Genomic DNA, 21869 nt, shown 5'->3' with positions numbered 1-21869 from the left:
GGTGCGTTGTCAGACTGGGAGAGGTCGAGCACGGCACGGGTGACAACACCCGCACGAGCGCGCAAGCTGGCCAAGGTCCCGTTCGTCGAGCTGGCCGACGGACGCCTGCAGGGTGTGGTGTCCAGCGGCTCTGACATCGGGCGGGTCTATGTGTCTTCGGTGGCCGCCGGGAGCTACACGTTCGCCTGCAGCACCAATAACAACCGGCCCTGCGGCGGCGCCCGCGGGTCGTTCTGCAATCACATCCGGGCCCTGGTCAACGAGGCGGTGCTGCAGTACGGCGCCGAGCGCGTCGCCCGCTACCTGAGGGTCGAGACGGCGGACGGGGAGCCGAGCGCGCAGACCATCGCCACCGACATGAGCGGTACACGTCCACAACAGGGGGACACCAAGGCCGCCGCGCCCGTCTTCAGCCGGTTCCTGCGCCACCTCGCCTACCTCGAACTCACGCCGGCCACCACACCGTTGCCGGAGATGCAGTGGTTCCCGCCGACCAGGGCGGTGGCATGATGCGCGCCGACCTGCTCGCGGAGACCATCACCGGGCTCGACGAGGCCCTGACGGCCGTCGACGCCTTCGACCGGGTGCTCGTCGCCGGACTGCTCCGTCCGCAGCCCGCCCAGACCGCCGGCCTGACCGGACTCGCCCACGCGGTCGCCGGCACCCCGCTCGCCGCCAGGGTCGCCGAAGCGGCCGAGAAGGCTGCGGGCGGAGCCGCGGGCGAGGACCACTTCATCGCCCTCGCCGCAGCCCGCACCGCGCTCCTCGGCTCCGCCCACGACGCACTGATGACCCGCGTCGAGGAGGTGACCGGCCGGTCCCGCAGCGCGGAGACCGTCCCGCCGCCCACCGGACAGCAGCCGGTCAACCTCCTCGCAGCCGCCCGCTCCTGGCTGTCCGACCTGGCACGCTCAGGGTGGCAGGGCATCGACCACGAAATGGTCTCCGGGGCCGCGCCCGTCGTCTCCGCGATGCTCCCGGACCCCGCACTGCGCCGGTCGGCGACGCTCCTCGACGGCTTCGCCGCCGAGCTGGCCGCCTCCTGCCCCGGTGCGTCCCTGGAGCGGATCCCGGCCCGCCGCTGGGCCGACCTGTGGTCACGCGCACTGCTGCTGACGCTGCCCGGTGCCGCCGATGTGCCGGTGACCGGTACGGCCACCGGCCGCCTCCTGCCCCTCGGCGTCGACGTCCATGAACACGCGACCGCAGTACAGGCCCAGGTCCACGCGGTGTTCGAGCCCGCGGACGGCTCCACGCCGCGACTGGTGCGTGCCGGGGTGGCGGTGCCCAAGCCCGACACGGTCGTCGGAGCGGGCCTCTGGCAGCTGCTCCGCCCGCACATGTCGCTTCTGGCGGCCGTCGGTGAAGGCCGCTCCATGGACCTCACGGACATGCCGGTCACCGCCGAGGGCGACCTCGTCTGGAGCGACGAGCACGCACACCGGGGAGAGCCCGCCGACGCCTTCGCCACCGCCCGAGTCGCCCTGCCCACCGCCACCGACGCCGCGACCGCGCCCCTGGACCGGCACCCCGCGCGCATCGCCGTCCCCGTGTTCCTGGAGGGCTACGCCGCCCAGGAGGACGACGGCACACTGACGTTCACCCTCGCCGGGGCCCCACTGACCGTCGACACCGACCGCATTCCGACCGCCGGCCCGCTCACCCCCGAGGCCGTCGCGGCATCCGGCGCGTGCATCGGACTGCTCCGCTGGGACGCCGGGACGTACCGCGTCCAGCCCCTGGCCGTCGAGACGACCGTACGGAAGAAGGCCGTCGCGATCCACGCCGGGGGATGGGCCGGGGGCACGACCGACAAGGCCGGTGTCAAGGCGGAGAAGGCCGCCACCGACGCCGTGGCCGTTCTGCGGGAGCGTGCGGGAAGGCTGCTGCGGAAATGACAGAGCACACGACAGAGCGAACCGCCGGGAACACGACCCCCCGGACCCCGGAGACGGACCCCTTGGAGAGCCGCCGTCAGGTGTTGTACTGGCGTCTCCTCGCCCGGCTCTTCGACCCGGAGGAACAAAGCACCCTGGAATCCGCGAGCCTCGCCGTCGTCGAGGACATCGGCCTGCCCTCCGCGCTGCTGGACCCACAGGCCTCCGTGGACTCGATCGTGCAGCGCCACCCCGCGCTGGCCGCCGAGTTCGACGGTCTGATGGCACCCGACCCCGACAGCGACGAGGCACGCGACCGGGCCGCCGAGGTACGACGGGCGGCGCTGGTGTCGAAGGTGCTGCTCAACGTCTTCGCCTCCGGCTCGGGCACGGTCACCGCCGGACAGCTGGCGCGCTGGCAGTCCGGCGCGGGCTGGCTGGAGCGCGCGCTCGGCTGCAGGCCCGGCGAGCTGCGCGGCGGCCGGGCCGGGGGCCGCTCCGCGGGGCCGGGCGTCAGCCCTACCGGCACCGGCGGCCGCGGAACCGCCCCCGACCTCGGCCGACTGATCCCGGCGATCGGCCCGGAACTCGGCGCCATCGAGGCCGACCTCGTCAAACGGATGCAGCTGCGCGAGGTGCTGGCCGATCCCGGGCTCGCCGCACAGCTGACCCCGAGCATGTCACTGATCGAACAACTGCTCAGGGACAAGAACAACCTCTCGGGCGTGGCCCTGGCCAATGCCAAGGACCTGATCCGCCGCTTCGTCGACGAGGTCGCCGAAGTGCTGCGCACTCAGGTCGAGAAGGCCACGGTCGGTGCTCTGGACCGCTCCGTCCCGCCCAAGCGGGTGTTCCGCAACCTCGACCTCGACCGCACGATCTGGAAGAACCTCACCAACTGGAGTCCGGAGGAGGAGCGGCTGTACGTGGACCGCCTCTACTACCGGCACACGGTCCGCAGGACGACACCCCAGCGGCTGATCGTCGTCGTGGACCAGTCGGGCTCGATGGTCGACTCGATGGTGAACTGCACCATCCTGGCCTCGATCTTCGCCGGGCTGCCGAAGGTGGACGTCCACCTCATCGCGTACGACACACAGGCCCTCGACCTCACGCCGTGGGTGCACGACCCCTTCGAGACCCTGCTGCGGACCAATCTCGGTGGCGGCACCGACGGCACGGTGGCCATGGCACTGGCCCAGCCGAAGATCGCCGAACCCCGCAACACCGTCGTGGTGTGGATCTCCGACTTCTACGAATGGCAGACCGAGCCGCTGTTCGAGAGCATGGTCGCCATTCACCGCTCGGGAGCCAAGTTCATCCCGGTCGGCTCGGTCACCAGCTCCGGCCGCGGCAGTGTCAACCCGTGGTTCCGCGAACGCTTCAAGGACCTCGGCACGCCGGTGCTCTCCGGCCACATCCGCAAGCTCGTCCACGAGCTCAAGACCTTCCTCGCCTAGGGCTCTCCTTCGGATCATGCCGCACCGATCCGAACGGAAGACCCTGGACGCCTCACGCCCATACGCTCAGAAAGGCCCTGTCATGTCCGACCTGTTGCGCGCCCCCGCCGAGATCAAGTACGCCGAGGAACTGGAGTGGCTGGAGTCCATCGACGACGGCCCCAAGCCCTTCTCCTGGCGGCTGTCCCCGAAGATGGTCCGCCTGTTCATCCTGGGTTCCGAGCGGTCGGACGGCCTGGACCGGGAGATCTCGCAGAAGTGGTACGGCGACCGCAGCTTCGTCGAACGGTCCATCGTCACGCTCGCCTCCGACCGAGGCCTGCTGCTCATAGGCGACCCCGGCACGGGCAAGAGCTGGCTGGCCGAGCTGCTGTCCGCCGCGATCTGCCGCAACTCCACGCTGGTGGTGCAGGGCACGGCCGGCACCACCGAGGACCACATCAAGTACTCCTGGAACGTGTCGATGGTCATCGCCAAGGGCCAGTCGCGGGAGTCGATGATCCCCTCGCCGATCATGACCGCGATGGAATCCGGCGCCATCGGCCGCTTCGAGGAACTCACCCGCTCCACCAGCGATGTGCAGGACGCCCTGATCTCGATCCTGTCCGAGAAGTACATCTCGGTTCCCGAACTGGACAGCGAGGGCATCGTCTTCGCCAAGCCCGGCTTCTCGATCATCGCCACCGCGAACAGCCGCGACCGGGGCGTCAACGATCTGTCCTCGGCGCTCAAGCGCCGCTTCAACTTCGTCCGCATCCCGGTGGTGACGAACAAGAAGAGCGAGGTGGAGATCGTCCGCTTCCGCACCGAGGAACTGCTGCGCCGACACCAGATCGAACTGGAGGTGCCGCCGACGCTCCTCGACGTACTGCTGCAGAGCTTCGCCGACCTGCGTGCTTCGGCGGCCGCGGCCGGCAGCGACGACGAGAAGCTGGAGTCCGCGCTGTCCACCGCGGAGCAGATCGGTGTACTGGAGGACGCGGTGCTCCACAGCAACTTCTTCGGCGAGCGCGCCCTGACCGCCCGGACACTGGCCTCCTCGCTCGTCGGGTCCCTCGCCCGGCGCGAGCCCGAGGACCTGGCCATCCTCAACAAGTACCTGCACGGCGTCGTCGAGCCGCGCAGCAAGGAAGAGGGCGGATCCTGGCCGGAGTTCCTGGAGGGCGGCCGCGACGCGATCGCCACCCTGTCATGAGCGGCACGCACGAGGGCACCTTCCAGGGGCTGCGTGCCCAGCTGCAGGAGGCCGCCGCGACCTTCGCCGACGGGCCCGACGCCCTGGAGGGCATCCTCCTCGGCATCGTCGACGACGTCGACCGCGCGGTCCGCGAGCCGCTCGAGATCTTCCCCGTCTGCCATCACTCGCCCGCCTCGGCGATCGCGATGGCCCGCCGCCTGCGGGAGAAGCAGCCCAAGGTCGTGTACCTGGAGCTGTGCGAGGACATGGCACCGCTCCTGACCGAACTGCGCAACTGCAAGCTCCCGGTGGCGGTCCAGTCCTTCGCGACCGAGGTCGACGGCTTCCCGGCCGAGTGGTCCCCGCTGTCGGTGGTCGCACCGATCACCGAAGCCTCCGCCGAGTACCAGGCGATCGCCTACGCACTGGACACGCCGGGCGTCGAGCTGGTCCTCGTCGACCGCTCCTCGGACCATGTCTTCCAGTGGGACGCGCGCGGAACGGAGTCCGCCGAGCCGGCCGACCCGGCGGCACCTCCGGCGGAGGAGGAGGCCGCGCTGCACGGCGACGCGGTCGGTGTGGAGATCGGCGACCTGCGACCGCGCTTCGCCGAACTGGAGGAGTACCTGCTGCGCCACGGAAAGGTGCGGCACTGGTCGGAATGGTGGCACCAGTACGTCGAGCTGCCGCTCGGCGACAGCGACCACGACACCTATCGCCAGGTCATGCTCCTGATCGGAAGCCTCTTCCGGCGACTCGCACCCGGCGACCCCCACCGGGTCCGCGTGGACGAGGACCGCGAACGCTACATGTGGACCAGGATGCGCGAACACCTGGCCGCGGCCGACGCCGATCCCGCCGACTGCCTCTACGTCTGCGGCGCCTTCCACGCGGCGAGCCGCGTCGCGGAGTTCGGCGTCCATGGCACGGACACCTTCGAGGTCAGCCCGCCCACGGCCACCACGTGGCAGCACGGCCTGATTCCGTCCAGCCATGCGGCGATCGAGGCACAGTTCGGCCTCGCCGCGGGTTCGGTGTCGATCGCCGCCACGGTATGGGCGAAGAACCTCAGACGCACCCGCGTGGAGCCGTTCCGGCTGGTGGGACAGGCGGGTGCGAAGAAGTCGAGGGCCAAGAAGGCCGTGGCCGCGGCGGAGGCCGTACCGGCTCTCCCACCTTCGGACAAGCTGACCGGTTTTCTGCGGCAGACCCCCGCCCTGGACCGGCTGGACGAGGCCGAACTGCTCGGCTGGTCGGTGGAGATCGTGCGCGCCGCCCGCCGCAACGGCTACCTCGCCTCCACCGCCGACGCCATCGCGGTGTTCGAGACGTCGATCCTGCTGGCCGGGATGCGCGACCGGACCAGGCCCACGCCGTACGACTTCCAGGACGCGGCCGTCACCTGCATCGAGAAGGACACCGTGCCCGGCCGGCGCGATGTGCGGCGCCTCGTGGAAATCATGATGGGCGGCGACCGGGTCGGCCAGGTCGGCTACGACGCGCTGCCGCCGCTGGCCCGCGACGTGCACGACCGCCTCGCGCCCCTGGGCCTGAAGCTCCAGCAGTCCGGGGTGCGACGGGCGTTGCTGGACATCGCCTCCCAGCCGGAGCTGGAGCGGTGCTCCGACGTGTTGTGGATGCTGCGCTACCTGATGCCACAGGGGGCGGCCCGCCCGATCATGGGCGAACGGAAGCTGGGGGAGCGGTCGATCCAGGAGTCGTGGGACCTCGCTCTCGGCACCTACCAGCGAGCGCTGATCGAGCTGGGTTACGAGGGCGTCAGCATCGAGCAGGTGCTGGAACAGCGCCTCCGCCGTCTGGCATACGACCGGCGGGCCACCGCGGCATCCGTCCTGGAGGCCGTCGAGGACGCGACGCTGTACCTGCGCAGCCGCCGCCTCGCCGACGAGCTGGGCACGCACGCCCTGGAGGTGCTGTCGGCCGAACGCAGCGTCGACGGCGCACCGGAGGTACTGCGTCGCGTGCGGAGGCTGCTGGCGTACTACCGCACCAGTGAGGCGGTGCTGCCGCCCTGGATCGAGTCCTTCGTCAAGACCGGATACGCCCACTACTGCACCTTGCTGCCGACGGCCTTCACCGACGACGACGCCACCGTCCGCCAAGTGGCGGCCATGCTGGGCTTCCTGTTCAGCATGGAAAGCCTCGCGCTCTCACTCGGGTGCGACCGGACCCAGCTGGAACTGGCGGTGGTCCAGTCGCATCCTGAGGAGCCGTCGAAGACGGCGCTGCTGTGGGCGGCCCAGGTGCATCTCGGGCGTCTCTCCCGCGCGGACCTCCGGAACAGATGCGACGAACTGCTCGGCAACCCCTTGGTGGTGCCCGCCTATCCGCGCTACCTCAGCGGCTTCGTGCACGCGCTGGATCCCGTCCCGGGTCTCACCGACTTCGTGGTGGAGGCCGTGTCGAACGCATTCGGCCGACTGCCCGACCCGGTGCTCCTCCCGTGGCTGCCGACCCTGATCACCACGCTGCGCTCGGGCGGTTCGGAGCTGGCCCCCCTGCTGATCCGTGAGGCCGGACGGACCTTTCCCGGCCGGCTCGCGGCGCTGGACACGTGGGTGCCACCGTGGCGGGCCCAGCCGGAAGCCGTGCGTCCGGCACGCCCCGCGGAAGGCGGCCGCGGATGCGCACTGCTCGCCGCGCATCCGGCGACGTGCGACGCGGTGGCGAGCCTGCTGGGCTGCGAGGGGACGTGGGAGACGGCGGATTCCGGCCCGGCGGGGGTGGCACTGACCGGTCGCCACCCCGATACGGCGGTCGCGCTGGAGGCGCTGCTGGCCGGCGCGTGACCTCGGCGGGACAGGTCCCCGTACGGCGGATCCGGCGGCGGCGACCGGACCACGAGCGTGCGCTGAGCCGACCGGGATGCGTCGGCTCAGTGCACCTCGTCGCCGCACCGGACCGGGTGGATGACGGCACCCACCGTGCAGAGCTCCGAAGCGGACATCCCACCGAGACGCAGCCAGGCCTCGCCGGTGCCGTCATGCACGGGGCGGACGAGAGCGACCGACGTCGCCCGCGCCACCCCGCCCGCATGATGGATCTCGCACTCCGGCGGGGGAGTGGGGGATCCCGGCCTCCGAGCACACCGAGGACGAGCGCGTCGCCCCCCTGCACGGCCGCGCCCGGGACATCGGAGCGCCCATGCTCGTCGCGGTCCCGGCCCAGGGAGACCTTGGATTCTCCCGGGGCCGGGACCGACGCACGCCGCCCCCGGACGAGCCCGGCGACCGGCCGTGCGGCACCCGCGATCGCGGTGTCGGGATCGAGGACCGGCCCACCGCGTCCATCCCGTCGGCCAACCCACTCACGGGGGTCGGCTACGGCTGCACCACGAACCGGTAGACCGTGGAATCCCGGGCCTGGAAGCCCAGGCGCTCGTACAGCCGATTCGCCGCCCGACGGGACGGCCGCGAGGTGAGATCGACCGTCCGGACCCCGGCCGCCCCGGCCAGGCGCAGCGCCTCCTCCGTCAACGCCGCTCCCACACCGTGACCCCGGGCCGCCTCGTCGACCACGACATCCTCGATGCGGCCCCGCGCACCCGAGGGCAGCGGAAACATGATCAGGGTCAGCATGCCGACCGCGCGGCCCTCGACCCTGGCCAGCAGCAGGGTGGTGGCGTCGCTGCCCAACAACCGGGCCACCGACTCCCGGTCGGGCGTACCCGCCGTCCTCGAAAGCTGGGGCAGAAGGCGAGAGACCACTTCGACCACTTCGTCGGTCGCCCCGCGGACGACCTCCACCTCGACACTCATGGGCGTGACCCTACCCACAAGCCGTGCCCGCAAGCTCTGCCGACAAGCACTGCGGGTGCGCTGACCGGCAGTCCCCGCGGGCCGGTGGCTCCGTCTCGAAGTGCCTGTTCAGGGGCCATCCTGGAGATCATCGGGAAAGCCTGGACGCCGTATCGCGCCGCGTGATTCGATGCCGGGATGACATCGTTCTGGAGGGGAAAGCGGATACGTCTGCGCGGGATCGAACCCGATGACTGGACCGCGTTCATGCGATTCGCCGAGGACGAGGAGCGGTTGGGCGACCTGCTCAACCCGCCCCGTTCCGCAGCGGGCCATCGTGCCTGGGCACAGGAACAGGCCACCGCAGAGTCCGAAGGGGACTGCTTCCGGTTGGTGATCGAAGCCGCCGACACGGGGGAAGCCGTCGGGGCGGTGGGCGCGTCCCACGCGGACCCGCGGTCGGGCTGGTTCGAGTACGGCATCACGATCGGCGCCGATCACCGGCGCAACGGCTACGCGTCGGAGGCCGTACTGCTGTTGCTGCGCTTCATGTTCGCCGAGCGGCGGTTCCACAAGTGCCAGGCACGGATCCTCGCGCACAACGAGGCGTCGCTGGCGCTTCACCGGCGACTCGGATTCGTCGAGGAGGGCCGCCTCCGTGACCATGTGTACTTCGCCGGACGCCACCACGACCTCGTGATGGTGGGCATGCTCGCCGATGAGTTCGCCCGACTGCACCCGCCGGGCGAACTCTGAGAGCGCCGCCCGGGGCCGTACCGCCGAATCCGGAGAGTCCGGGTCACGGGCGCCAGTACAGCGATGGATCGGGGTGGTCGGTGAAGCCGAGCTCGCGGTAGAGCGGTTCACCCCCGGAGGAGGCGTAGAGGTCGACCCGGGCGACGCCGCTCGCCCGGAACCAGTCGAGCAGGCCCCGCATGACCGAGCGGCTGTGACCGAGCCGCCGGTACGCCGGATCGGTCACCACTCCGATCACCTGCCCGATCCGCCCATTGCGCAGATGGGGGCCGGGCAGCCGTTGTTCGACCGTGCCGATGCCACAGGCGGCGAGGCCGGATTCACCGTCCACGACCAGGATGTGTACGGCCTCGGTGGCCAACTGGTCCTTCAGAACCACGGCCAGCTCGTCCAGCCAGTCGTCGCCCCCCGAGGCGGGGTTGAAGAAGTCGCCGCCGAGGTTCTCGAACAGCAGCGCCCGCAGGCGTACGAGCTCCGCGATGTCGTCCTCCACCGCCTGCCGTACACCGACGTTGTCTCCTGTGCGTGATGTCATGCCGATCAGACTGGTGTAATGACCTTATGCACCTCAACCCTTACGGCCAGGATGTCGTCGACCTGGCCGCGGACCTGGCCAATCGGCGCCCGGCGAGCGCCGAGGAGCTCGCTGAGCGGTGCCGTGCCGCCGGCCTGGTGGTGGACCTCCCGGTCACGCCGCAGGACCTCGACCGCACCCAGGACGTACTGGACGCGTGGGAGAAGGCCGTCGATGCCGACGGCGAGCACGAGCGCGCCGAGCTGCTCAACCGGATGCTGGCGGCGGCCGCCGCGTGCCCGAGACTGACCGACCACGCCGGAGACGGCTGGCACCTGCACTACCGCGACGACGGGCAGTCCCTCGGCTCCCTGCTGTCCGCGCTGATCTCCGTCGGTACCGCACTGCATCTGGCGGGACGGGGCATGCACCGGCTGCGGCGGTGCGCCGTGACCGAGTGCACCACGATCTTCGCCGACACCTCCCGCACGGGGCGGCAGCGCTACTGCTCCCCTCGGTGTGCCAACCGCGACGCGGTACGCCGCCACCGGGCACGAGCCGCACCGTGACCGTTCCGGGGGTGCGGCGAAATTCGGTGGCCCGGGTGCCTCGGTGCCTGGAGACTGGCTGATCATGTCTACCAAGCTCGCTCCCGGCCCTATGTGTACCCGCGATTCGCTCGCCTCCGACTTCCGTACCCTGGGCCTTGGCCCCGGTGAGACCCTGTTGCTGCACTCGTCGCTGAGTTCGCTCGGCTGGGTCTGCGGCGGCCCCGGCGTGGTCGTCATGGCCCTGCTGGACGTTCTCGGCGAGGGAGGGACCCTGGTGGTGCCGACCCACTCCAGTGTCAATTCGGATCCGGCGTATTGGGAGAACCCGCCCGTGCCCGAGGCGTGGTGGGCGGACATCCGTACCTCTACCCCGGCCTTCGACGCGCGGACCACTCCCGCTGTCGGCGTCGGTGTCATTCCGGAAACCGTTCGCAACTGGCCGGGCGCCGCCCGTAGTTGTCACCCGCAGACCTCCTTCGCGGCCGTGGGCCCGCGCGCCGCCGCGATCGTGGACGGCCACGCACTCGACTGCCGGCTCGGCGAGCACAGTCCGCTGGCCCGGCTGGAGGAGGGCGGCGCACGGGTTCTGCTGCTGGGCGCCGGCTTCGACTCCTGCACGGCGTTCCATCTGGCCGAGTACCGGGTTCCCTCGCCGCAGGTGGACAACTCCTTCGCTGTCATGACTCCGCAGGGCCGTCGATGGGCAACGGTGCGCGACACCTCGATCACCTCGGACCGCTTCGACGACCTGGGCGCGGCCTTCGAGCGGGAACGGCCGGTGGTGCGGGGCACGGTGGGTGGTGCGGAGGCCCGGCTGTTCGACCTGTCCGACGCCGTCTCCTACGCCGAGGGCTGGCTGCCCGAGCACCGGCCGCGCACCGGCACGAACTGACCGCGACAGCCCCGCTTGCGGGCGTCCTCAAGACCCTCCGTCGCTGGTGGAGGGCGCCTCGGCCGGTCCCGGCGCGGGATCGGGCGCGGGAGGCGGCGCGCTGAGGTGCGGGGGAGCGGCCCGGGGTACACGGTTGGATCACGAACTCGGCCCTGCCGACGGTCACACAGGCCCGTCACCGACCGGTGTACACCGTGCGACAACCAGTCACGGAGACCGGACGGGGACAGGGACGAGATCGTGGGTGCGGCCCGTTCCGACCCCGATGTGCTGCTCTTCATGGAACGGGCCGGCCTCGACGAACCGGAGGTGACCGACGGCCTGCGGGCCGGGTGGACGCACCCGCACCGCGAGACATCGAGCCCGGGAAACCGGCGGCCGCGGGCCACGGCGGCCAGATGATCGCGGAACTCGTGGCGGCCGACCGCGACATGGAGGAATCGTTCGTGCGGATCGAAGGGCGGCCCGTGGGCCGCCCGCGGCGGCGGGAGACGCGAAGGAGCATCTGATGACGGCCCTCGGAAGGATCAGGCCCGTGGACGGAGCTCCCTGCTGGGTCAGCCTGCTGGCACGCGATCTGCGCGCGGCCCAGGGCTTCTACAGCGACGTCATGGGCTGGGAATTCGTCGCCAGCACCCTCGGCCGCAACTTCTCCGTGGCCATGGCGCACGGCCGGCCCGTCGCCGGGATCGGAAGCTGCTCTCCCGCCACCAGCCTCTCCGCCGTGTGGACCCCGTACTTCGCGGTGGACGACGCGGACGAGACAGCGGACCGGGTCAGGGAGCGCGGTGCCACGCTCGCCGTCGGCCCCGTGAAGCTGGGCGAGGGCCGGGCGGCGATCGCCGCCGACCGCGACGGGGCCGTCTTCGGCTTCTGGGAAGGCATGGCCCTGGCCTGGTCGGTGGGGCAGGGCAGCGCCCCCGCACGGCTGGACCTGCAGACTCGGCACGCCTTCGAGGCGGCCATCTTCTACGCGGAGGTCTTCGGCTGGGCCGAACCGCCCGGCGGCTGCACGGTCGACTACGCGCAGAACCACGTCCGCGTCGAACTGGAAGGGCGTACGGTCGCCACCCTGCGCGGGGGCGGCGTCGAAACCGCCGCTGACCCCAGGATCCGGCCCCGGTGGATCGTCGACTTCCGCGTCGAGGACAGCGCACGGGCCGCGGCCGCCGCCGTCCAAGGCGGCGGTGAATCGTCATGTGTCCCCGCGTGCGACGGCCCTGCGATGGACGCCTACATCGTCCGTGACCCCGACGGCGCGCTCTTCACCATGTCCGGTCCATGACACCGGCTCCTCCGACGGATCGCGTCGGGGATGCCGTGGTGACCCCGGCCCGCTGCCGGGACCATGCGTACGGCCCCGGAGCAGCCCGTTGCTCCGGGGCCGGGCGTCGGCCGCGCGGGCGGCTCACCCGCGGGCGGTCCTCTTCGGTGACGGCGGGCAGGGGGCCCTTCCCGGCCCAGGAGGCGGAGGCCTTGGCGGAGACGGCGGAGCTGCTGGATCCGGCCAGGATCAGCGTCTGGCTGGGTCCGTCGTGCTGATGAACGCGCGGCCGAGCGGAACACCCGTAGTGGCCAGGGCGGTCAGTTCCGTCGAGCCGTCCGGGGCGCCGACGGGGACGTCCAGGAAGACCTGGTCGCCGTTCTTGGCGTCCTAGACGGGTGTGCCGTCCCTGTCGGGGATCCGGGCGCCGTCCGGAGCGCCGGGGGCGAGTGACAGCGCGGCGGCCGACGCGTTCGTGCTGACGGTGACCGGACCGAGCCGGCCGTCGGACCTGCCCGCGACGGACGGCGGCGCGAGGGCGAGGGACGCCTTCGGTTCCAGGAGGCCCTCCGCCCTGCTGAGGAGGTAAGCGGTCGGCAGCTTGGCATCGGCATGGGCCGGGGTGGCCGTGACCTTGTCCGAGTAGTGCCGGATCGCTGCCTGCGTCGCCGCGGCGGCGTCATTTTGGTCGAGCTCCTTGGCACCAGCCTTCTCGGCCGGCTCCGCCACCGCGACCTTCGGGCAGGAGTGCCCCAGGACCCAGAGGATCTTCCCGGCGTCCGTGTTGTTGTGGAGGGAGGACCGGTCCCAGCCGACTTCCTCGTGGTGGAAGTCCCGCCTGGCCCCGGTCCGCAGGTCGATGCAGTAGGTCGAGAGTGTGCCGCCCTGCCCGGTCCGCATCTCGAACAGGCCCACGCTTCCGACGGGCCATCTGCTTCCGCCCTTCTCCTCGATGGTCACCCGCCCGAAGTCGGTCATGCCGCAGTACCGCGCGGTCGCACCTCCCGCGCTCTGATCACCTCCGTCGGCCGCGGCGGGGCCGGCGAGGACTGTCGCCCCCGTTGCGACGAGTCCCGAGGCCAGGGACACGACGGCCAGGCGGGCAAGGCCGCGCCTGAAGAAGGAAGGCATGGGATTCCCCTCGAAAGCAGGCCGCTCCGCGTGGTCGGTCGGTGGACGCGGAGGAAGGTGCCTGCGGCAGACGTACGCGCTCGTGCGGGAGCTGACGCTCCGTCCGAGTACACGGGGATCCTAGGTACGAGAATCCCTCTGCCTCCCGCCCCTATGGCTCTGATAAGGCTGGCGAGTCGCAATGGTTACCGGCCGCGCCCGACAGCGTTACGAGCGCGGATGGAAGGGGCGGTGAAGCCGGGTGTGCGGGCCATGTTCGTCGCACCCGGTCCAGACCATTCCGGTATTGGGTGATCACAACCTGAGGTACTCCTTAAGGCATCCATAAGAATGGCCCGCCGGCGTTCTCACCGCAGGGTCGGCGGGTTGTCCGGGGTTAGGTTGCTGATCGCCGGGCCACGGAGACGGCGTGCCGAATACGGTCGCCCCGTAGGCCTGTTCCCCCGGACATCATCATTGGTGAGGAGTTCTTTCCATGACCGTTCGTCGCAAGGCCGCCGTGTGTACCGCCACGGGTGCCGTATCGCTCGTCATGGCCGTTTCGTCGAGTGCTCCGGCGTCGGCTCATGGGTCGATGACGGATCCGGTCAGCCGTGTGGCGGCCTGCTACGCGGAGGGTGTGGAGTCGCCGCGGTCCGCGGCGTGCAAGGCCGCCGTCGCGGCGAGCGGCAAGCAGGCCTTCTACGACTGGAACGCGGTCAACATCGCGAACGCGGCGGGGAAGTCGAAGCAGATCATCCCCGACGGCAAGCTGTGCAGCGCGGCCAACGACAAGTACCGCGGCCTCGACCTGCCGCGGGCCGACTGGCCGTCCACGAGGATGACCGCCGGCAGCCACACCTTCCGCTACAAGGGCACTGCTCCGCACAAGGGTTCCTTCGAGTTGTACATCACGAAGGACTCGTACGACCCGACGCGGCCGCTCAAGTGGTCGGACCTGGAGGCACAGCCCTTCGTGAAGACCGCCGACCCCCGGATGGAGAGCGGCGACTACGTGTTCCAGGGGAAGGTGCCCGCGAGGTCGGGACGCCACCTCATCTACTCGATCTGGCAGCGCTCCGACTCTCCAGAAGCGTTCTACACCTGCTCGGACGTCGTTTTCGGCAAGGACAGCAAGGACAGCAAGGGCGGCGGGAACGGCGAGGGAGACAAGGGAGGCGGGGCCGGTGGTTCCGATGCTCCGGCACCCACCGCGTCCGCTCCGACCGACCAGAAGATCGCGGAGGGCGCCGCGAAGTCCTCCGTGCAGCACCAGGGCCACCACGCCGCGACCCCGGCGGGCGGCTCCGCCGCGGGCGCGGCCGACGGACCCGAGGCCAACAGCGTGGCCGAGCAGTCTCCGCACCCGTGCGGGACGACAAACTCAGAATCACGGTGAAGGCGGTCGGGAACCACACCCGGCGGATCCGTCGACTCAAGCCGGGCACGCGCGTGCTGGCCACGGGGCCCTTCGGCGCCATGACGGCGCACCGACGCAAGCGGCGGAAGGTGCTGCTGCTCGCGGGCGGCGTGGGGATCACGCCGATGCGGGCTCTCTTCGAGACACTGCCGGGAGGGCCCGGTGACATCACTCTGCTCTACCGGGCCGGCAGCGAGGACCAGTTGGTCCTGCGGGAGGAACTGGAGGCCATCGCCGCGTTCCGCCAGGCGGGGCTCCACTACCTGCTCGGTCCGTCCGACGCCTCGTTCAATCCACTCGCCCCGCAGACACTGCGGGGTCTGGTCCCCGACCTCGCCAGACGCGACGTCTATCTGTGCGGGCCACACGGCATGACCGTCGCGGCGACCGCCGCGCTCGTCCAGGCCGGGGTACCGCAGAAGCGCATCCATACCGAGAGCTTCGCCCTCTGAGGGGGTGTGGTGTGCAGTGGCCGTACCGGCCGCTGGGGAGCAAGGTGCTGGTCCTGCCGCGCTCACCCGGCGGCGTCGGCCGTCCCGCGGAACGTCCGCCGGTAGGTGAGCGGGGAACACCGATGGCCGCGTGCGGATGCTGGCGCAGCGATGTGTCGGTGCCGAAGCCGGCCCGTGCGGCGACCTCGTTTACGGGCAGGTCGGTGGTCTCCAGGAGGTGCCGTGCCCTGGCGATGCGCTGCTGGGCGAGCCAGCGACCGGGGCTGATTCCCGCCTCGTTCTGGAAGCGGCGCGCGAAGGTGCGCCGGCTCATCCGGGCGTGGGCGGCGAGGTCGGCCAGGACCAGCGGCTCGTCCAGCCGTTCCCATGCCCACTGGCGGGTCGCGGAGGTGCTCTGCGCGGACGCCTCGTACGGATGCGGGGCGGGCGCGGGTCGCCCCGCGTCCACACCTCCCCGCGGCACCTCCGCACACCCGATACCCCACACCCTCACGGCATCCGTACATCCCCCGTACCCCGGCAACGCTCCGGAGTCACGCATCTACACTGTGCTGATATCTCGCGAAGAGGCGAGGTACCTGAGCATCACGGGGGCCCCATGGGATTCGGCTTCGGGCAGCGGCGCAGCGGGCAACCTCCCGCCGAGCGGACCAGTTTCGTCGGACGTGCCGAGGAGATCGCGCTGATCCAGGAGGCCTTCCGCGAGGCGCGGCTCGTCACCCTGGTGGGGCCCGGCGGCGTCGGGAAGAGCCGCACCGCCCTGCGCGCGACGGAGGGCCTGCGGGAACAGTTCCCGGACGGGGTGTGGCTGGCCGAACTGTCGGCCCTGTCCGACCCCGAACTGGTACCCGCGACGCTGGCCACCGTGCTGGGAGTCCCGGAACACGCCGGGATGGAACCACTGGACGCGGTCGTCGCCCACGTCAAGGAACAACAACTGCTCATCGTGCTCGACACCTGCGAGCACATGGTCGACGCATGCGCCGTACTGTGCGACGTCCTCCTGCGCGAGGCCCCCGAGGTGTGCGTCCTGGCCACCAGTCGGCAGCCCCTCGACGTGGCCGACGAACAGACGATGGCGATCGCCCCGCTCGGAGTGGACGACGCCCTGGAGCTGTTCACGCAGAGAGCCGCCCGCGTGCTGCCGGGCTGGACCGTCACCGCATCCAACCGGACGCAGACGCTGGCGCTCGTGGAACGGCTCGACCGGATCCCGCTCGCCCTCGAACTGGCCGCCGTACGCCTGCGGGTCGCCCCGCTGGGGGAGCTGGTGGCCAGGCTGGACCGCCGGTTCGAGGTCTTCACCGGCGGCCAGCGCGCCGCCTGCGCCCGGCATCAGACGCTGCGTACGACCATCGGCTGGTCCTACGAGCACTGCACCCCGGCGGAGCGCCTGCTGTGGGCACGCCTGTCCGTCTTCGCCGGCCCCTTCGAACTGTCGGCCGCGGAACGGGTGGGCGCAGGCGACGGACTCCCGTCCGACTCCGTGCTGGAGGCACTGTTCGGCCTGGTGGACAAGTCGGTCGTGCAGCGCGTCGGCGAGGACGGGGCGCGCTACCGGCTGCTGGACACGATCCGTGAATACGGCGCCGAGCGCCTGGACGAGGACAGCAGCGCGGCCTCCGTGCGCGGGCGGCACTTCGCGCACCACCGCGACACGGCCCGGCGTCTGTGGGACGAGCTGATCACCCCTGCCCAGGCCGAACTGCACCAGGCGGTGCGCAGCCAGATCGCCGACATCCGGGCGGCGATGAAGTACGCGTTCACGGCCACGGGCAGCGCGCCGGAAGGGCTGAGCCTCGCCGTGCAGCTCGCCCCGCACTGGAGGGCGACCGGCACGCTGTCGGAGGGGCGCTACTGGATCGAGAAGGGGCTCCAGCTGGTGCCCGAGGACTGCGAGGAACGGGCCTGGGGCCTGTTCATGACCGGAGTGATCGCCACCTGGACCGCCGATCTCGACGAGGCGCCGACCTTCTTCCAGCAAGCGCGGGAAGCCGCACTGAACTGCGACGAACAGCGCGTGGCACTGTTCACCGAGCCGTACATCGGAGCGATGCGGGCGCTGTGCGGCGAGATCGACGAGGGACTGGCCGACCTGGAGCAGGGGCGTCGGCGGATCGTCGCCGTGGGCGACTCACTGGGCATCAGCCTGGTCCATTACGAAGGCGCCCTGCTGCGTGCCGTACTCGGGGACACCGACGGGGCCCTGGAGCTGTGCGAGATGGGACTGGCTCATCTGCACGGTACGGGCGACCGTCAGTTCTACGGCTCCACGCTCATGGCACAGGGCCTCATCCGCTGGCTCGCCGGACGCCACGAGGAGGGTGCCGACGCGCTGCGGCAGGCCTTGGACGCCATGAGCGAGATCGGTGACGTGCTGGTCGCCGCGCTCTGCTGCCTGGGCCTTGCCTGGCATGCCGCACAGCAGGAACGCTACGTCAGGGCCGCCTGGTTGCTGGGGTACGCGGAAGGCGCGCGGCGGCTGAGCGGTGACCCGGTGGCCATGCTGATGTCCGTGCTGGAACAGCAGGAGGCGACCCGGAACGCCGTGCGGGAAGCGCTGGGGGACGCGGAGTACGAACGCTGGCACGATGCGGGAGCGCGGCTTTCCGGGACCGAGATCCTGGACGCGGTGCGGGCGGACGCCGACAGGCCGTCGGCTGCCCGGCGCCTGCCCCGCAGCCGGCCGGAGCCCGGGGCGACCGAGCTGCTCACCCCACGGGAACGCGAAGTTGCCACGCTGGTCGCGCGAGGACTGTCCAACCGGGAGGTCGCCGAGCACCTGGTGATCTCCAAGCGGACCGCGGACACACACGTCGAGCGCATTCTCACCAAGCTCGACATCATTTCCCGTACCGAGATCGCGTCGGCACTGAACGCCTAGGCACCGGATCCGGTACCGGCAGCGACGCCCTCAGCGAGACCCCGTCCCGCGGCACCGCCCCGAGCGGAAGGCACCGGCTCGGTCGTACGTATGCCCACCCCGCCCCCGGTACGTATGCCGACGCCAGGAGGGTGACCGGGGCCGAGAGCACAGATACGTGTACCGACCTGCGATTCAACGTCCGCCGGGGGGCGGTGTCGTGCGGCAGGCTGGGCGTGCCGCTGGGAACGTGGAGTATCTGCGCAGCATCGTGGACGCGGCTGCGGCAGGCCCGAGTGCTCCCGGTCCCCAGCGGCGCCGGAACCATGTGCCTGCACTGTCGGCGGTGCAGGCGCATGATTCCGGCTGTTCGCCCGTGCTGCCGTCGTCGGTACCGGCCGCGAGTGCCGCGACGGACATCCGGTCCCGGTGGTCCCGCCCGGTGCCCATCGCCCGACCTCCCGGCGCTCCGCCTCGCCTACCGGCGGCGGACCTCGACCATGAAGCAGCCGAACTCCACCGCGCGGACGTGCACCAGTGCCACGTCCGGATCGGCGAAGACCTCGCGCAGCGCGTGGTCCACCTCGGCGGCCCGTTCCTTGGGGATCTCGATCAGCTTCCCGCCGAGGATGTTCCCCCGGGCACCGTAGGCGCGCAGTACCCGGCGGGCACCGTGCAGTTCGACCGGGTAGCCGGGGCCAGGGCCCGGCCCGTCGCACTCCTCGGCGTGGATGAACACCGGGCCGCACTCGTCGTACGGGCCGGGCTCGGCGCCCCCGCCCCGGCGGGAATCAGACGTCGCCCTGGGCGGCGCCGGCCCCCATGGGCCGATGAGGGACGGCCGCCGAGTCCTCCTGCCGCCATGCCCACCGCCAGAGCCCACTGACCCGGTGGTCGTGCTCGAAGCCGGGACCGAGCGGTCCCGGGACGCCGCCGGCGCCACCGCCGCCGCGGCCCGCACCCGGGCATACGGATCCCTGGCCAGGCGGAGCAGGGCCGGGACGGTCTCCGGTGCGAGGCAGTCCCACACGCCCGGCACCGTGCAGGCGCTGCCGCGCACGTCGGCGTCCGGGTCCCGCGCGAGAGCGAGCAACGCGCTGGTGGCAGCGGCTGTGCGGGCGGCGTCCTCCCCATGGAGGGTCTCGGGCACCCGGCGGCGTACGCGAGGGGTCGGGATGGTCCGCGTACCGGAGCGCGATGGCCTCCTGGCCCGGATGTCCGTGCTCGCTCAAGGCGGCGAGCACCTGTGCGAGGACCTCGCTCTCCGTTTCCTCGGCCGCCCAGGCAGCCAGGCGTCCGCCCTCCTCCTTTACCGGCTCCGCGCCAGGGCGAGCAGCCGCGCACGGGACGCCCCCGCGAGCCGCGGCCGGGGTTCGTCGCCCAGCACCGCCGAGACGATCGCCGGGGACCCGCCCTCGACCGCGCGCCACAGCGGCGTGGTCCCGTCCGGCAGCAGCCGGTCGGGGTCCGCGCCGCCCTCCACCGACGCGGCTGCGACACGCTCGTCGTCCGCGGCCACGGCCGCACACAGCACCGGCAGTCCGGTCGCATCCACGGTGTCCGGATCCGCACCGCTCTCCAGCGGGGCCCGCACCGCGCGGGTGTCGCCCGCGCGTACCGCTGACGCGAGACCTCGTGCCTCTGGACTCTCGGTTGCCTCCGCGTGGTTCGACTGGTGCCGGTGGCGCGCATCCTCTCCCATGGGAGTACGCGCGACGCGGGGGCCCCGTCGAGGGGGCTCCGCTCCCGGCCCGTCCGGACCTCCGGGCTCCGGCCGGGAACCGACCGCAAGGACCGTAGGGAGAGAACGTCATGACGGACCAGCAGACCGAGGCGCCCGACAGCACGGCCGTGCGGGTCGCCCTCTGGCGGGCCATGCACGTCCAGGTCGACCCGCCGCCCCATGTGTTCGAGGACGAGACCGGCCTGCGGCTGGTGGCCCCCGGCGACGACTGGCGCCGTCGCCCGGACATGGACCCGCGTGCCACCAGCGGGTTCCGGGCGGCCGTCGTGGCCCGCGCCCGCTTCATCGAGGACCTGGTCACCGAGCAGGCCGGCCGGGGCGTCGACCAGTACGTGGTACTGGGCGCCGGCCTGGACACCTTCGCCCAGCGCCGGCCGGACATCGCCTCCCGACTGCGGATCTTCGAGGTCGACCGGCCCGGCCCCCAGGCCTGGAAGCGCCGACGCCTGATCGAGCTCGGCTACGGCGTCCCCGACCGGCTGCGACTCGTACCGGTCGATTTCGAGGCCGGCGAATCCTGGACGGAGCAGCTGGTCGCCGTCGGCTTCGACCCGGACCGGCCGGCGGTCGTGGTCTCCACCGGCGTCACGATGTACCTCACCAGGGAGGCCACCGCGGCCACCCTGCGTCAGATCGCGTCGCTCGCTCCCAGTTCGACCCTCACCATGACGTTCCTGCTGCCGCCCGAACTCCTCGACGACGCCGACCGCACCGGACTCCAGGAGTCGGAGAAGGGCGCCCGGGCGTCCGGTACGCCGTTCGTCAGCCTCTACACCCCGCGGGACATGCTGGCACTGGCCCGCGGGGCGGGCATCGCGGACGCCCGGCACGTGCCGGGCGCGCTGCTGGCCGAGCGCTACTTCGCCGACCGGACCGATGGACTCCGCCCGTCGAGCGGAGAGGACCTGCTGGTGGCCACCACCTGACCCGCCCGTCCCGGGCCAGGGACGAACGACTGCGCCCGGAAGCGGAGACACCGTGAAGGCGGGGCGTGCCGATGTCCGTTCCACTAGGGTGACGGCTGGGCCGTGACTGGCGCTGAGGTGGAGTACCACCGGGGAGCGGCCCCGACATTCTGTCGATGCCGTGCGCCTGGGCAACTCACCGCGAGGCTCAGGAGTGGCACATGGCTCGTACACGGACGGCTCGGCTGATGGACGGCACCGGCCCCGCCAGCCGCATCATCGCCACCAGCTCCGCCACCGCGGCGGAGATCCACCGGCGCACCGGGACAGCCCCGTGCCTGGCCACCGTGCTGGTCGGGGAGGACCCGGCCTCGGTGACCTACGTCCGGATGAAGCGCGCCCGGTGCGAGAGGGCGGGCATCCGGTCTCGGCACGTGTCCCTGCCCGCTTCGGTCGGCACCAACGGCCTGATCGAGAGGATCACCGAACTCTCGGACGATCCCGGCGTGCACGGCATCCTGCTGCAGCACCCCGTCGGACCGCACATCGACGAACGCGCGGCCTTCGAGGCGATCGCTCCGGACAAGGACGTCGACGGGGTGACCACGCACTCCTTCGCGGCGATGAGCTTCGGCCTGCCCGGCTTCGTCTCCTGCACCCCGGGGGGAATCATGCGACTGCTGGAGGAGTACGGCGTGGACCCCGCCGGGAAGCACGCGGTGGTGGTGGGGCGCAGCCCGATCCTGGGCAAGCCCGTGGGCATGCTCCTCCTCGGGCGGAACGCCACGGTCACCTACTGCCACTCGCGTACCGCCGGACTGGCCGGCATCGTGCGGCAGGCGGACATCCTGGTCGCAGCCGTCGGACGGCCGCGCTTCCTCACCGGTGCGGACATCAAGCCAGGTGCGGTCGTGATCGACGCGGGGTACAACCCGGGCAACGTCGGGGACGTGGACTTCGAGTCCGCCAGGGACCGGGCCGGACTGATCACCCCTGTTCCCGGCGGTGTGGGGCCCATGACCATCGCCGTGCTCCTTGCCCAGACGGTCGAGGCGGCGGCACGCCGGCTCGGAGTGCCCCGGCTGTAGCTTCCGGACGATGGCCCTCCCGGCCCGTGGTTCCGGCC

20 protein-coding genes, 1 pseudogene and 1 riboswitch are annotated in these 21869 nt (G+C 71.5%); of the genes and pseudogenes, 15 read left to right on the top strand and 6 right to left on the bottom strand.

Translation table 11 applies throughout. The annotated features are described in order from the left end of the window. Positions 1 to 6: 6 nt before the first annotated feature. From GA0115234_RS40445 to GA0115234_RS40425, 5 genes are all read left to right on the top strand, one after another. Positions 7 to 510, top strand: a complete 504-nt coding sequence (locus GA0115234_RS40445) for a hypothetical protein (protein ID WP_093551797.1) — start codon at positions 7 to 9, stop codon at positions 508 to 510. Beyond that, complete coding sequence (locus tag GA0115234_RS40440; protein ID WP_093551795.1) at positions 480 to 1898, top strand: hypothetical protein; 1419 nt, start codon at positions 480 to 482, stop codon at positions 1896 to 1898. Before GA0115234_RS40445 ends, GA0115234_RS40440 begins: the two co-directional genes overlap by 31 nt. Continuing rightward, on the top strand, positions 1895 to 3337 hold the full coding sequence (locus GA0115234_RS40435) for a vWA domain-containing protein (RefSeq protein ID WP_093551793.1): 1443 nt from the start codon (positions 1895 to 1897) through the stop codon (positions 3335 to 3337). The genes GA0115234_RS40440 and GA0115234_RS40435 overlap by 4 nt, the downstream gene beginning before the upstream one ends. A gap of 82 nt (positions 3338 to 3419) precedes the next feature. Further along, positions 3420 to 4532: an ATP-binding protein gene (locus GA0115234_RS40430; protein WP_093551792.1), complete on the top strand. Its 1113-nt coding sequence runs from the start codon at positions 3420 to 3422 to the stop codon at positions 4530 to 4532. Further along, positions 4529 to 7324, top strand: a complete 2796-nt coding sequence (locus GA0115234_RS40425; RefSeq protein ID WP_093551790.1) for a DUF5682 family protein — start codon at positions 4529 to 4531, stop codon at positions 7322 to 7324. The genes GA0115234_RS40430 and GA0115234_RS40425 overlap by 4 nt, the downstream gene beginning before the upstream one ends. Positions 7325 to 7855: 531 nt before the next feature. On the opposite strand, the gene GA0115234_RS40415 is transcribed toward GA0115234_RS40425, so the two are convergent. Continuing rightward, a complete protein-coding gene (locus tag GA0115234_RS40415) occupies positions 7856 to 8311 on the bottom strand; it encodes a GNAT family N-acetyltransferase (protein WP_343335975.1) in 456 nt (151 codons plus the stop codon). Between the two features lie 159 nt (positions 8312 to 8470). Here GA0115234_RS40415 and GA0115234_RS40410 point away from each other — a divergent pair, with 159 nt between their 5' ends. After that, positions 8471 to 9028, top strand: a complete 558-nt coding sequence (locus GA0115234_RS40410; RefSeq protein ID WP_093551784.1) for a GNAT family N-acetyltransferase — start codon at positions 8471 to 8473, stop codon at positions 9026 to 9028. A 43-nt stretch (positions 9029 to 9071) separates the two neighbouring features. On the opposite strand, the gene GA0115234_RS40405 is transcribed toward GA0115234_RS40410, so the two are convergent. Further along, entirely contained in the window at positions 9072 to 9563 is a 492-nt protein-coding gene (locus tag GA0115234_RS40405; RefSeq protein WP_093551782.1) for a GNAT family N-acetyltransferase, read from the bottom strand. Between the two features lie 26 nt (positions 9564 to 9589). Between GA0115234_RS40405 and GA0115234_RS40400 the strand changes: the two genes are divergently transcribed. From GA0115234_RS40400 to GA0115234_RS40390, 4 genes are all read left to right on the top strand, one after another. Beyond that, positions 9590 to 10111 (top strand): CGNR zinc finger domain-containing protein, encoded by a 522-nt coding sequence (locus GA0115234_RS40400; RefSeq protein ID WP_093551780.1) that lies wholly within the window; start codon positions 9590 to 9592, stop codon positions 10109 to 10111. A gap of 64 nt (positions 10112 to 10175) precedes the next feature. Beyond that, positions 10176 to 10985 (top strand): aminoglycoside N(3)-acetyltransferase, encoded by an 810-nt coding sequence (locus GA0115234_RS40395; RefSeq protein ID WP_093551778.1) that lies wholly within the window; start codon positions 10176 to 10178, stop codon positions 10983 to 10985. A gap of 240 nt (positions 10986 to 11225) precedes the next feature. After that, on the top strand, positions 11226 to 11387 hold the full coding sequence (locus tag GA0115234_RS42720; protein ID WP_161275755.1) for a hypothetical protein: 162 nt from the start codon (positions 11226 to 11228) through the stop codon (positions 11385 to 11387). Positions 11388 to 11493: 106 nt separating this feature from the next. Continuing rightward, positions 11494 to 12270 carry a VOC family protein gene (locus GA0115234_RS40390; RefSeq protein WP_093551776.1) on the top strand — a complete coding sequence of 259 codons (777 nt, stop codon included), beginning with the start codon at positions 11494 to 11496 and terminating at the stop codon, positions 12268 to 12270. 369 nt (positions 12271 to 12639) lie between these two features. Here the strand turns inward: GA0115234_RS40390 and GA0115234_RS40385 are convergent, their stop codons facing one another. After that, positions 12640 to 13380 (bottom strand): Cys-Gln thioester bond-forming surface protein, encoded by a 741-nt coding sequence (locus GA0115234_RS40385; protein WP_093551774.1) that lies wholly within the window; start codon positions 13378 to 13380, stop codon positions 12640 to 12642. A gap of 475 nt (positions 13381 to 13855) precedes the next feature. On the opposite strand from GA0115234_RS40385, the gene GA0115234_RS40380 reads away from it, so the two are divergent. Both GA0115234_RS40380 and GA0115234_RS40375 read left to right on the top strand, forming a co-directional pair. Then, positions 13856 to 14758 (top strand): lytic polysaccharide monooxygenase auxiliary activity family 9 protein, encoded by a 903-nt coding sequence (locus GA0115234_RS40380; RefSeq protein WP_093551772.1) that lies wholly within the window; start codon positions 13856 to 13858, stop codon positions 14756 to 14758. A gap of 80 nt (positions 14759 to 14838) precedes the next feature. Beyond that, positions 14839 to 15231, top strand: a complete 393-nt coding sequence (locus GA0115234_RS40375) for a hypothetical protein (protein ID WP_343335974.1) — start codon at positions 14839 to 14841, stop codon at positions 15229 to 15231. 62 nt (positions 15232 to 15293) lie between these two features. Here GA0115234_RS40375 and GA0115234_RS40370 read toward each other — a convergent pair. Next, positions 15294 to 15640 (bottom strand): annotated as a pseudogene (locus GA0115234_RS40370) (helix-turn-helix domain-containing protein); the annotation flags it as partial. 189 nt (positions 15641 to 15829) lie between these two features. Between GA0115234_RS40370 and GA0115234_RS40365 the strand changes: the two are divergent. Beyond that, positions 15830 to 18115 carry an ATP-binding protein gene (locus GA0115234_RS40365; protein WP_093551770.1) on the top strand — a complete coding sequence of 762 codons (2286 nt, stop codon included), beginning with the start codon at positions 15830 to 15832 and terminating at the stop codon, positions 18113 to 18115. A 457-nt stretch (positions 18116 to 18572) separates the two neighbouring features. On the opposite strand, the gene GA0115234_RS44065 is transcribed toward GA0115234_RS40365, so the two are convergent. Continuing rightward, the gene (locus GA0115234_RS44065; RefSeq protein ID WP_107405856.1) at positions 18573 to 19244 is read right to left on the bottom strand and encodes a DUF1203 domain-containing protein; all 672 of its coding nucleotides are present in this window, start codon (positions 19242 to 19244) and stop codon (positions 18573 to 18575) included. 159 nt (positions 19245 to 19403) lie between these two features. Further along, positions 19404 to 19796, bottom strand: a complete 393-nt coding sequence (locus GA0115234_RS44060) for an ankyrin repeat domain-containing protein (protein WP_107405855.1) — start codon at positions 19794 to 19796, stop codon at positions 19404 to 19406. Positions 19797 to 19906: 110 nt separating this feature from the next. Here GA0115234_RS44060 and GA0115234_RS40350 point away from each other — a divergent pair, with 110 nt between their 5' ends. Together GA0115234_RS40350 and GA0115234_RS40345 are read left to right on the top strand one after the other, a co-directional pair. After that, positions 19907 to 20764: a class I SAM-dependent methyltransferase gene (locus GA0115234_RS40350; RefSeq protein WP_093551766.1), complete on the top strand. Its 858-nt coding sequence runs from the start codon at positions 19907 to 19909 to the stop codon at positions 20762 to 20764. A 92-nt stretch (positions 20765 to 20856) separates the two neighbouring features. After that, a riboswitch (ZMP/ZTP riboswitch) is annotated at positions 20857 to 20943 on the top strand. Between the two features lie 21 nt (positions 20944 to 20964). Beyond that, positions 20965 to 21831 carry a bifunctional 5,10-methylenetetrahydrofolate dehydrogenase/5,10-methenyltetrahydrofolate cyclohydrolase gene (locus tag GA0115234_RS40345; protein WP_093551764.1) on the top strand — a complete coding sequence of 289 codons (867 nt, stop codon included), beginning with the start codon at positions 20965 to 20967 and terminating at the stop codon, positions 21829 to 21831. The last annotated feature ends 38 nt before the right edge of the window (positions 21832 to 21869 follow it).

It is taken from the genome of Streptomyces sp. DvalAA-43, from assembly GCF_900091725.1.
Taxonomy (GTDB): domain Bacteria; phylum Actinomycetota; class Actinomycetes; order Streptomycetales; family Streptomycetaceae; genus Streptomyces; species Streptomyces pulveraceus.
Note: the sequence above shows the minus strand (reverse complement) of the source record. Positions and strands in the feature narration are given on the sequence as shown.

Excerpts from the sequence above, each read along its gene's own strand:
- GA0115234_RS40435 (WP_093551793.1), top strand. The coding sequence starts at position 1,895 with ATGACAGAGCACACGACAGAGCGAACCGCCGGGAACACGACCCCCCGG.
- GA0115234_RS40430 (WP_093551792.1), top strand. The coding sequence starts at position 3,420 with ATGTCCGACCTGTTGCGCGCCCCCGCCGAGATCAAGTACGCCGAGGAA.
- GA0115234_RS40425 (WP_093551790.1), top strand. The coding sequence starts at position 4,529 with ATGAGCGGCACGCACGAGGGCACCTTCCAGGGGCTGCGTGCCCAGCTG.
- GA0115234_RS40410 (WP_093551784.1), top strand. The coding sequence starts at position 8,471 with ATGACATCGTTCTGGAGGGGAAAGCGGATACGTCTGCGCGGGATCGAA.
- GA0115234_RS40405 (WP_093551782.1), bottom strand. The coding sequence starts at position 9,563 with ATGACATCACGCACAGGAGACAACGTCGGTGTACGGCAGGCGGTGGAG.
- GA0115234_RS40400 (WP_093551780.1), top strand. The coding sequence starts at position 9,590 with ATGCACCTCAACCCTTACGGCCAGGATGTCGTCGACCTGGCCGCGGAC.
- GA0115234_RS40395 (WP_093551778.1), top strand. The coding sequence starts at position 10,176 with ATGTCTACCAAGCTCGCTCCCGGCCCTATGTGTACCCGCGATTCGCTC.
- GA0115234_RS40390 (WP_093551776.1), top strand. The coding sequence starts at position 11,494 with ATGACGGCCCTCGGAAGGATCAGGCCCGTGGACGGAGCTCCCTGCTGG.
- GA0115234_RS40385 (WP_093551774.1), bottom strand. The coding sequence starts at position 13,380 with ATGCCTTCCTTCTTCAGGCGCGGCCTTGCCCGCCTGGCCGTCGTGTCC.
- GA0115234_RS40380 (WP_093551772.1), top strand. The coding sequence starts at position 13,856 with ATGACCGTTCGTCGCAAGGCCGCCGTGTGTACCGCCACGGGTGCCGTA.
- GA0115234_RS40375 (WP_343335974.1), top strand. The coding sequence starts at position 14,839 with ATGACGGCGCACCGACGCAAGCGGCGGAAGGTGCTGCTGCTCGCGGGC.
- GA0115234_RS40365 (WP_093551770.1), top strand. The coding sequence starts at position 15,830 with ATGGGATTCGGCTTCGGGCAGCGGCGCAGCGGGCAACCTCCCGCCGAG.
- GA0115234_RS44060 (WP_107405855.1), bottom strand. The coding sequence starts at position 19,796 with ATGGGAGAGGATGCGCGCCACCGGCACCAGTCGAACCACGCGGAGGCA.
- GA0115234_RS40350 (WP_093551766.1), top strand. The coding sequence starts at position 19,907 with ATGACGGACCAGCAGACCGAGGCGCCCGACAGCACGGCCGTGCGGGTC.
- GA0115234_RS40345 (WP_093551764.1), top strand. The coding sequence starts at position 20,965 with ATGGCTCGTACACGGACGGCTCGGCTGATGGACGGCACCGGCCCCGCC.